General features: G+C 60.6%; 10 protein-coding genes. 9 read left to right on the forward strand and 1 reads right to left on the reverse strand.

What is annotated here, in order from left to right; genetic code table 11:
* Window positions 1–392: 392 nt before the first annotated feature.
* Window positions 393–1,343: an alpha/beta hydrolase family protein gene (locus tag VWZ85_RS18540; RefSeq protein ID WP_416536283.1), complete on the reverse strand. Its 951-nt coding sequence runs from the start codon at window positions 1,341–1,343 to the stop codon at window positions 393–395.
* A 177-nt stretch (window positions 1,344–1,520) separates the two neighbouring features.
* Here VWZ85_RS18540 and VWZ85_RS18545 point away from each other — a divergent pair, with 177 nt between their 5' ends.
* The 9 genes from VWZ85_RS18545 to VWZ85_RS18585 all read left to right on the forward strand — a co-directional run.
* Window positions 1,521–2,558: a helix-turn-helix domain-containing protein gene (locus tag VWZ85_RS18545; protein WP_416589375.1), complete on the forward strand. Its 1,038-nt coding sequence runs from the start codon at window positions 1,521–1,523 to the stop codon at window positions 2,556–2,558.
* A 637-nt stretch (window positions 2,559–3,195) separates the two neighbouring features.
* Window positions 3,196–3,588, forward strand: a complete 393-nt coding sequence (locus VWZ85_RS18550) for a hypothetical protein (RefSeq protein WP_260108715.1) — start codon at window positions 3,196–3,198, stop codon at window positions 3,586–3,588.
* An 83-nt stretch (window positions 3,589–3,671) separates the two neighbouring features.
* Window positions 3,672–3,896, forward strand: a complete 225-nt coding sequence (locus VWZ85_RS18555) for a hypothetical protein (protein WP_260084249.1) — start codon at window positions 3,672–3,674, stop codon at window positions 3,894–3,896.
* Window positions 3,896–5,356, forward strand: a complete 1,461-nt coding sequence (locus VWZ85_RS18560) for a TolC family protein (RefSeq protein ID WP_416589376.1) — start codon at window positions 3,896–3,898, stop codon at window positions 5,354–5,356. Before VWZ85_RS18555 ends, VWZ85_RS18560 begins: the two co-directional genes overlap by 1 nt.
* Window positions 5,357–5,370: 14 nt before the next feature.
* A complete protein-coding gene (locus VWZ85_RS18565) occupies window positions 5,371–6,729 on the forward strand; it encodes a multicopper oxidase family protein (protein WP_416589377.1) in 1,359 nt (452 codons plus the stop codon).
* Window positions 6,730–6,769: 40 nt separating this feature from the next.
* A complete protein-coding gene (locus tag VWZ85_RS18570; protein ID WP_260101378.1) occupies window positions 6,770–7,468 on the forward strand; it encodes a copper-binding protein in 699 nt (232 codons plus the stop codon).
* Between the two features lie 53 nt (window positions 7,469–7,521).
* A complete protein-coding gene (locus VWZ85_RS18575; RefSeq protein ID WP_416589378.1) occupies window positions 7,522–8,724 on the forward strand; it encodes an ABC transporter ATP-binding protein in 1,203 nt (400 codons plus the stop codon).
* Between the two features lie 11 nt (window positions 8,725–8,735).
* Window positions 8,736–9,176, forward strand: coding sequence for a c-type cytochrome (locus VWZ85_RS18580; RefSeq protein WP_416589391.1), 441 nt, complete (start codon window positions 8,736–8,738; stop codon window positions 9,174–9,176).
* 66 nt (window positions 9,177–9,242) lie between these two features.
* A partial coding sequence (locus VWZ85_RS18585; RefSeq protein ID WP_416589379.1) for a transposase occupies window positions 9,243–9,424 on the forward strand: 182 nt, incomplete at its 3' end.

The following is a 9,424-nucleotide window of genomic DNA, read 5'->3' on the forward strand; positions in this document are numbered from 1 at the left end:
CGATAAACGAGACCAACCCCATGCCAAAGGCACCGGCGCGGAGCCTACAAACTCAGAAAAACCCGCGAAACTCTAACCGATATTATGGACCGATGTCTGCGCTTTCCCGATAGCACGGCGCTTCCATCCCGTGGCTTCCACCTTGTCAGATTGGTTAACGCGGTCCACACCGCATGACGCAAGCCTAACCAGCTGATCCAAATGGAAAAATATTAGATATAACGGGCTTCCGCTGCGGCTGCGCCAGGATCAGTTTTGATGATTTAGCGGCGTCAAAACCGGTCCTTTCCGCCGGTGTTAGAAACTGTTGAGTCTTGGCAAAGAGTGCTGCCTTCGGCGCTGTTAACTGGAAGCCGCACTCTTTTTTTTGATGGATCGAGCGAGAGCCTCTCTTAGAGCTCAAGACCAAACGTAATTGCGTCAATCAGCTGCAAGTGCGCAGTGGTGCGATCCGCGCCTTTCGGGTCCGTGCAGATCGGGTCGTCCTGCTCCTCTTCAAGCAACGCGGCGGCACCAGATTTGCAGGTGCCGAGGAACGTGAAGTGGTTTGCCGCTGCAATCTCAACGTATGTTGCATCGGGCAACCTGTTCGCGAGGTCATTTCCATCGGGTCCCACGTCAACAGCTCCGAGCCTGTCTGCATCACCCAGGTTGATGAGAGTAATCCCCGCCAAAGCGCCCTGGAGCGTCCCTGGATCAGCGGCACCGCCAAAGCCGGGGTCGACAATCACGGCCCGTGAGATGCGCGGGTCGCGTGCATCCGCTTCGAAACCGGGGTAGTCGGCAAACCGTACTCCGCCACGGCGGAAGAAAACGCAATCAGCAGCATCGGGACCAGTGCTGCAATTCGTGTCTTGCGCAGCACCATCGAAGCGGACGCCGGCCATCCCGAGAGCGGTGGTCCCGCCCAAGGAGAATCCGACGACGCCAATCCGATCTGGATCGATGAATGGCGCAAAAGCAGGGTCAGCGAGGATCATGTCGAGCGCGGCCGTCAGGTCATTTGCGCGCGCGCCCAGATCAACCGATCGGCGAGGGGAACTATCGCCGCTTGTGGATCCCGGATGGTTCACCGCCAAAACAATTGCCCCGTTCGCGACAAGGCCGCTTGTCAGCCATCCCAGGCTATCGGAATTACCGCCTGATCCATGGGACAAAAGTACAAGCGGATGCTCTCCCTGTGCAATGGCGGGGCCAATGAACGCGAAGGTCGGGTCGAAGATCGGACCATCGCCGACAGGCGCGCGATATGTGGGGTTCGCTGCCGGATACCAAATCGAGGCGGCGATGGGGCTGGCGCGGTGGTCGGCTGTCAGATCGAACCGGTCGTAACCGGGCAGCATATCCGCCGCAACCGGAGCCGCGATTGGCAATCCAAGCATGGTGAGAAGGGCAAGGCGTTTCATGGGAACCTCCGTTTTTGAACGCATGCCAATTGATGTGCGGATAAAGGCAGTTTATCGCGTCCTATTTTCGGGATTCAGGTCGTCACAATCCGGATTTTGGACAATAGTCGTGGCATGCCCATGCTCCCGATCCCTGCTTTTGCAGCCATTGTCCTCGCCTATCTTGCCGCTCGCACCTTTATGTCAGAGGGCAGGCCGCTGCTTGTCGCCTTCCTTACCGCCTGCGCGGTTCAATCTCTTCTGGTCGCTCTGGTTCTGGGCTACGACATTGCGTGGCTCAGACCCGTTTTGCCAGTCAGTGCCACGGTCATCCCACCGCTCGCCTGGATCACATTGCAGGATGCCCTGATCAGCCGGATATCGCTGCGTCAAACCGTGCTGCACGGCGCGGCCCCGTCATTTACACTGTTCTGTCGTGTCTTCGCGCCCGAGACGACGGATATCGTCGTGCCGCTAGTCTTTACTGGCTATGGCTGCGCGATCCTATATCTGTTGCACAGCGCCACAGACATGCCCCTTGCCCGGCTGGACGCCGGGCGAGTCCCTAAGGTTCTTTGGCAGGTCCTGGGCTGGGCGTTGATTGCTTCCGCCCTCAGCGACGTTCTCATCGCGGTCGCCTTCATGACGGGCAACGAAAAATGGGCTGGATGGCTGATCACCTTCTCTTCGTCTCTGGTGCTTGTGCTTTTGGGGTTGCTCAGTGGCAGCCCCTCTGCAGCGGGTGTGGTTGGCGAAGACCCAGATGAGCCAGCTCCACGCCCCAGAGAGACGAGTAAAGAGGACATCGAAATCCTGGACGTGCTTGAGACGTTTTTGAGGCGCGAGCCCATGCATCTTGATCCCAACCTGAGCTTGTCGCGGCTTTCGCGCCGCTTGCATCTGCCGCAGAAGCGCCTTTCGATGGCCGTCAACCGCGCGACCGGTGCCAATGTCTCTCGCTACATCAATAGCTGGCGCATTCGTCATGCCTGCAAGCTTATCGAGGATGGTGCAACCGTCACCGATGCGATGCTGGACAGCGGTTTCAACACCAAATCGAACTTCAATCGGGAATTTGTACGAGAGACCGGCGTTCCGCCGAGCCAATGGAAACGCGGAGTGCAACCATCTGCAAATGTGGCGCGGATTTTCGACGCGGGCAAAGGTGTTTGAACCGGTAAGCGTTTGAACATTATCCCCCTGCAAGCCGCCAGGCGCAAGAAACGGCCCTTTTGCCACGCACAGCCTGAAGCCCGAAGTCTCGGGAAAATCTCGCGCCACAACCCTGTGGCAAAACCTCGTTTGGTTTTAGCATGTTTTAGGCTGCCGACGGCCAACCTGTCATTCGTCGCCCCGCAGCATCCCTACACGTTGGGCTCAAACTGTTCGTCTGGAGCACCTTTCGCGAACGGCTGGTTTTGCGCTCCGCTGCCTCCGGTGCAACCCGCAGCATCCCATGAAGCAACTTGGCCCTGGCGAGCGTCCGCTTCCGGGGAAATGACCATGGAGTTTCGCACCAGCAGCATCATTGGCGCGGCACCACTTATCCACGACAGCTTTGGGCTGTGTCCTTCCCTTAGCTGAGTATCCATTGGGGTACTGGATTGTGACTTTATCGACTAATTCAGAGACCGAATCATCACCGTGAACTGCAGCGCCCTTCCTGCGCTGGAAGGTTTGTGGCTTTTTCCGAGGCTCGGGGCTCCATCCCCAGGATTGACGGAAAAGACCTCTTAAAAGCGCTGATTTGTGCTCTCGACGCATGATTGCCGCCTTGACGCGGTCGGGTCCTTTCGGAAGAAATAACCGCATGGCGTTTATGGCACATATTCTTCGGCTGATCAGGGTGACTGCTACATGTGCAGTGATCATTGTGCTGGGTTTTTCGCTGCCATCCGCCGCGCATACTGTCGCGGGGCACCACGGCAATACGCTGACTGCGCAAAGTGCTAGCAACCACGGCGACGTTGCCGTGATCGCCGCTGCGCAAGACGTTTCCACGGCCGGGGCGCATGATCCCCAGGAGGCGTCGCAAAATGCTGCCGACACTGGAAACTGTTGCCTAGGCGCCTGTATGGCGGTTGGCGTGATCTCCCTGGAGTCGGCGGAAATCGCCCTCAAGCGCCCAGTGCGCTGGCGGCAAGCAGCTTCGCAGCTGCCGTCCCAGCAACTGAACTCCCTGCTGCGTCCTCCGAAAGCCTGAAACATCTGAACCGTTTTTAACGGCCGCTAATCACTCCTGCACATCCATGCAGGAGCCGCGCAGATATTTCTCAGGAAAAACACATGAAATCTCTCTTACTGGCCGGGGCGGGCGCCCTGCTGCTGGGGGCGTGCGCCAAGTCACCGGCGGCGCTGCCCGATACCGCAGACTTGCAACGTGCCGCCGCGCCCTCCGGCCCCTACCGGTCCCTGAATTACCAGTCCCCTTTCAGGGGATTTGAAAACCACACGCCCCGCGGCCCTGCGTCCTGGCGCGGTGTCAACGGGCAGCAGCAGGAGAACCACTGATGACAGCGAAAACTTGGCGCGTTCTTTTGGCGTCGCCCCTGGTGCTGGCCGCCTGTTCGGCGGCGGTGCCGGAGAAATACACCAGCCCGCAGGCCGGGTTTCAGGAGGTCGCCAGCCAAACCGCGGCCGCAATCGGCAAGCGCACGGCCTTTGCGCGGACACAGGCCCAGAACGAGGCGCTGGCGAAAGAAGTCCGGCAGTTGGTGCAGGGCAAGACAATCTCTGCCGATACCGCGGTGCAGGCGGCGCTTTTGAACAATAAAGGCCTGCAGGCGTCTTATGCCGCAGTCGGGCTGTCGGCGGCGGAGGCCTGGCAGCAGATGACGCCGGAGAACCCGGTGGTCTCGATCGGCCTGATGGGGATCGGCGCGCCGGAACTGGGCCTGTACCGGGCTCTGGAATCCACCATCGCCGTGAACCTGCTGGACGTGAAGACCCGCAAGCAGCGCATCGCCGTGGCTGAGACGCAGTTTCAGCAGGCGCAGCTGAATGCGGTGAACGATACGCTGGCATTGGCGGGGCAGACCCGGCTGGCCTGGATCAATGCCGTGGCGGCCTTTGAGCGGCTGAGCTATCTGCGCCAGGCTGGCGAGACAGCAGCGGCGGGGGCAGAGCTGGCCAGCCAGCTGGGTAGGACCGGCGCGCTGAACAAGGCGAGCCAAGCGCGGGAGTTCGCCTTTAACGCGGAGCTTGCAGGGCAGGTGGCCCGGGCGCAGCTGGAAGCAAAGCTCGCCAAGGAGGAGCTGACCCGGCTGATGGGGCTGTGGGGCAGCGATGCCAATTACTATGTGCCCGACGCGCTGCCGCCGCTGCCCAAATCGCTGAGCAAAGTGTCGGCCATCGAAAAGGCGGCGCTGCAGAACCGGGTAGACCTGCAGGTGGCCAAGCTGGGGCTGGAAGCGCAGGCTCGGGCTTTTGGCCTGGCAGACCGGACCCGGCTGGTCACCGACCTGGAACTGATCGCTGGGGCCGAGTCCGAGCGCGAGCGGGAGGACGGGGTGACAGACACCGAAACCCTGCCGCAGCTGGAACTGGAGTTCGCCATCCCGGTTTTCGACACCGGCAAAGCGCGGATGCGTAAGGCGGAGCTGTCCTACATGCAGGCGGCCAATGCGCTGGCGGAACGGGCGGTCACTGTCCGCTCAGAAGCCCGCAGCGCAGAGCTGGCCTATCACTCCTCTTACGAGATTGCGCGCCACTACCGCGACGTGCTGCTGCCGCTGCGCCGGACAATCGAGGAGGAAGGGCTGCTGAGTTACAACGGCATGATCACCAGCACCTTCGAACTGCTGACAGACGTGCGCGAAAAGCTGGCGGGCTCGCTGGAAGCGGCCAACGCCAAGCGCGATTTCTGGCTGGCGCAGGCAAATGTCAGCGCCGCGATCTATGGCGGCGGTGCGGAATCAGCTCCGCAGGGCGGCAGCGCCGAGATCGCTGCCGGCGGCGGCGCAGGCCATTGAAAGGATCAAATGACATGATGAACAGACGTCAAATGCTTGGGGCCGGCGCGGCGGGGGCTGCGCTGGTGTCCAGCCAGGCCTGGGGCAAGACCGCGAACATGGGGCTGCCCGAGGCCGCCAGCATGAACAGCGCGGCGACCCAGCCGCCGCTGGCCCCTACCACCGGGCCGGACTACAACCCTGTGGTCACCCTGAACGGCTGGACGCTGCCGTTCCGGATGAACAACGGGGTGAAGGAATTCCACCTGGTGGCCGAGCCGGTCGAGCGCGAGTTGGCCGACGGCATGATCGCCCACCTGTGGGGTTACAACGGCCAGTCCACCGGCCCCACCATCGAGGCGGTGGAGGGCGACCGGGTGCGGATCTTCGTCACCAACAAGCTGCCGGAGCATACCACGGTACATTGGCACGGGCTGATCCTGCCTTCCGGTATGGACGGGGTTGCCGGCCTCAGCCATCCCGGCATCCCGCCCGGCAAGACCTTTGTGTATGAGTTCGACCTGATCAAATCCGGCACCTTCATGTACCACCCGCATGGCGATGAGATGGTGCAGATGGCGATGGGCATGATGGGGATGTTCATCGTGCATCCCAAGGACCCCGCCTTCATGCCCGTCGACCGTGATTTCCTGATCATGCTGAACGCCTTCGACATCGACCCCGGCTCTTATGTGCCGCGGGTGATGGAGATGACAGACTTCAACCTGTGGTGCTGGAACAGCCGGATCTTCCCGGACATCGACCCGCTGGTGGTCAATCAGGGCGACCGGGTGCGGGTCAGGACCGGCAACCTGACCATGACCAACCATCCGATCCACATGCACGGCTACGACTTTGAGGTCACTTGTACCGACGGCGGCTGGGTTCCGCAAAGCGCCCGCTGGCCGGAGGTGTCGATCGACATTCCCGTCGGTGCCATGCGCGCCTATGAGTTCGACGCGGTGCATCCGGGCGACTGGGCGATCCACTGCCACAAGTCCCACCACACGATGAACGCCATGGGCCACGACATTCCGACCTTCATCGGTGCCGACAAGCGCAAGCTGACCGGCCAGATCCGCAAGCTGCAGCCCGAATACATGCCGATGGGCACCGCAGGCATGGCCGATATGGGCGAGATGTCGATGCCGCTCCCCGACAACACCGTGCCGATGATGGCCGGCTGGGGCCCTTACGGGCCGCTGGAAATGGGCGGCATGTTCTCGGTCGTGAAGGTGCGCGAGGGCATCGGCGCAGACGACTACAGCGATCCCGGCTGGTACGAGAACCCGCCCGGCACCCAGGCCTATGAGTGGACCGGACAGCTCCCGGAGACTGCCCGCGTCGAAGACGCGCAGACGCGCATTACCCCCAAACCACCCGTCAAGGGCTGACCAGCCCTTGACCTCAACCAAACCTAATAAGGAAACAAACATGAACAAAGCTCTTTACACCGCCCTTCTTTGCCTACTTCCCGCAGCTCCGGTCTTTGCCGATGGAACACACGGCGGCGGCCATGATGGCGGCATGGAAGTTGGCAAGCCCGGCGACCTGTCCCGCACGGACCGCGAGGTCGCCGTCACCATGATGGAAACCGATGACGGGGAGATGCTGTTTGAGCCTTCCAGCTTTTCTTTTGTTAAGAATGAGACGGTGAAATTTGTGATTACCAACGCCGGTGAGCTGGAGCATGAGTTTGTGCTGGATACGGCAGAGCGTAATGTTCGGCACAAGGCGATGATGGCCGAAATGGAGATGGAACATGATGATCCGAACTCGGTGCGCCTAGATCCGGGTGCAAGCGGAGAGGTCATCTGGACCTTCTCCAATGCAGGCACATTCGAGTTCGCATGCCTGATCCCTGGTCATTATGAATCGGGCATGCACGGGCCGGTTGCCGTGCTGGCTGATAGCGCAGGTAGCTTCACCAAGGGCACGGTAAAAAAGCTCGATACCAAATCTGGCAAGGTTACCATCATCCATGAGGAACTGGTGAACCTGGAGATGCCCGCGATGACCATGGTGTTTCGGGTAGCGGATCACGCGATGCTGGACCAGCTCGAGGTTGGCGATGCCATCGAGTTCGTTGCCGAGCGGATCCAGGGCAAGCTTACCGTGACGGCCCTGAACTAAGTTAGGCGGGAGGCGGGCCATCCCGCTTCCCGTGTTTTCCAGCAGAGAATTCGATGCCCAAATTTCACAGTCTAGCGCATGATGCAGCGGCGGCACTTGGCTTCAGCTATGACAGCAGCGCGCCGGCCTGGCTGCATCCGGTGATGCATCTGGTGCTGGTTCTCGCCCCGGCACTGCTGGCAGCAACCTTGGCGGTTCAGGCGGCCTTGCTGCTGCGCAGGCATCTTCGGACCGTCGTGTCACCTGATGAAGCGATACCGGGGCAGGCAGCCGGAATTCGGGCCAGTCTTCCGCGCCATATCCTGATCGCCACCGGACGGCAGCAGGCAGTCCTGGTTGTGCTGAGCCTGACCGCCATGCCCACCCTCTACCTGACACTTGAACTGCCCAAGCAGATCGTGAACCGTGTTTTTGAAAGCCAAGACGGGACGGTTGCGGTCCTGGGATATGACCTCCCGCAAATCTCGCTGCTGTTTGTGCTCTGCGGCGCCTATCTGGCGGTTATATCGCTCAACGGCCTCAATAAATACTGGCTGAACATCTGCAAGGGTCGGGTCGCCGAGAGCTTCGTGCGCCGGCTCCGCCTTGCAGTCTACCGCCAGTGGCGACGAAAGCACCCCGCGCAGCGCCAGGCTGCCATCATGCCAGTACTTGGTCCCGAGGTTGAGCCTGTCGGCGGCTTTGCCTCCGAACTGCTGGCAGTCCCGCTGCTTCAAGGCGGAACCCTCGCGACAATCCTTCTGTTCATGTTCGTGCAGGATCCGATCCTCGCAGCTGCTGCGCTCACAGTGCTCCCTTTGCAACTGATCATCGTGCCGCGACTGCAGCGGCGGGTAAATGCTGTATCCCGCAAACGTATCCGCGAGATGCGCCTGCTTGGTGGCCATCTGGACTTGCAGCTGCGGGAGTTGGGCTCCGGCGTTCTGCCGGTTGCGCAGAGCTTCCGCCAACTGCAGGATCTGCGACTGCAGATCCACCGGCTGAAATTCCTTGCCAAGGCCATCAACAACTTCCTGACAGCCTTGACCCCGTTCCTGTTCTATTCCCTGGGCGGCTACTTTGTTTTGCAGGAGCGCGTCTCGCTGGGTGCGCTTGTGGCGATGCTATCGGCACACAAGGAGTTTTCCTCACCGCTGAAGGATCTGTTCCGTTTCTACCAGCAAAGCGAGGATGTGCGGATCCGCTACCAGGAAATTCGCGCCTTCGCGGCGCTTTCCGGCGGGATACTGAGACCAGCGCCTGACTTCCAAAGATGAAAGAACTTCTCATGAACAAAATCACCACGATCATTGCTGCTGCGACCTTTGCAGCGGGAGCGACCTATTTCGTACTTCGCAGCGCTGGCGGAAACGATGCGGCCCTGCAGGGTTCCGTTTTGGAATACGGTGCCCCCCTTACGGAGGTTCAGCTGCCGCATGACTTGAGCCAGACTGCAGCAATCGGCAAACGCGCCTTTGATGCGGTCTGCGCCGAGTGCCATGGTACGAATGCCGCCGGACGAAACGGGATTGGGCCGCCGCTGGTTCATAGCATCTATGAACCATCTCACCATGGTGACGCTGCCTTCCTGCTCGCCGTCCGCAACGGAGTGCGGGCACACCACTGGGATTTTGGCAGCATGCCGCCGCAGCAGGGGCTTACTGATGGCGACGTCAGTGGCATCATCCGCTATGTGCGGGAACTGCAGGAAGCAAATGGTATCCGCTAACTAGGGTCAGGCCCCATTGATTTCCGCTTGGCTGGATGGCTCTCGGTTCGAAAACGAGCGGTGAACATGTCTGATCTTTTCTGGCTGAGGGACGCGCAGGTGGCGCGCCGTGAGCCTTATTTTCCGAAGTCCCACGGCGAACCACGCGTTGATGACGGGCGGGTGCTGAGTGGGATTATCTTCATTAATCGCAGTGGCTTACGATGGCGCGATGCGCCTATAGCATATGGCCCGCAGAACACCCTCTA

The organism is Phaeobacter sp. JH20_29 (genome assembly GCF_048056175.1).
Taxonomy (GTDB): Bacteria; Pseudomonadota; Alphaproteobacteria; order Rhodobacterales; family Rhodobacteraceae; genus Phaeobacter; species Phaeobacter bryozoorum.

What these genes read in the sequence shown, in the direction of transcription:
- VWZ85_RS18565 (WP_416589377.1), top strand. Translation starts at nt 5,371, where the DNA reads ATGATGAACAGACGTCAAATGCTTGGGGCCGGCGCGGCGGGGGCTGCG.
- VWZ85_RS18555 (WP_260084249.1), top strand. Translation starts at nt 3,672, where the DNA reads ATGAAATCTCTCTTACTGGCCGGGGCGGGCGCCCTGCTGCTGGGGGCG.
- VWZ85_RS18575 (WP_416589378.1), top strand. Translation starts at nt 7,522, where the DNA reads ATGCCCAAATTTCACAGTCTAGCGCATGATGCAGCGGCGGCACTTGGC.
- VWZ85_RS18540 (WP_416536283.1), bottom strand. Translation starts at nt 1,343, where the DNA reads ATGCTGCCCGGTTACGACCGGTTCGATCTGACAGCCGACCACCGCGCC.
- VWZ85_RS18580 (WP_416589391.1), top strand. Translation starts at nt 8,736, where the DNA reads ATGAACAAAATCACCACGATCATTGCTGCTGCGACCTTTGCAGCGGGA.
- VWZ85_RS18560 (WP_416589376.1), top strand. Translation starts at nt 3,896, where the DNA reads ATGACAGCGAAAACTTGGCGCGTTCTTTTGGCGTCGCCCCTGGTGCTG.
- VWZ85_RS18545 (WP_416589375.1), top strand. Translation starts at nt 1,521, where the DNA reads ATGCCCATGCTCCCGATCCCTGCTTTTGCAGCCATTGTCCTCGCCTAT.
- VWZ85_RS18550 (WP_260108715.1), top strand. Translation starts at nt 3,196, where the DNA reads ATGGCGTTTATGGCACATATTCTTCGGCTGATCAGGGTGACTGCTACA.
- VWZ85_RS18570 (WP_260101378.1), top strand. Translation starts at nt 6,770, where the DNA reads ATGAACAAAGCTCTTTACACCGCCCTTCTTTGCCTACTTCCCGCAGCT.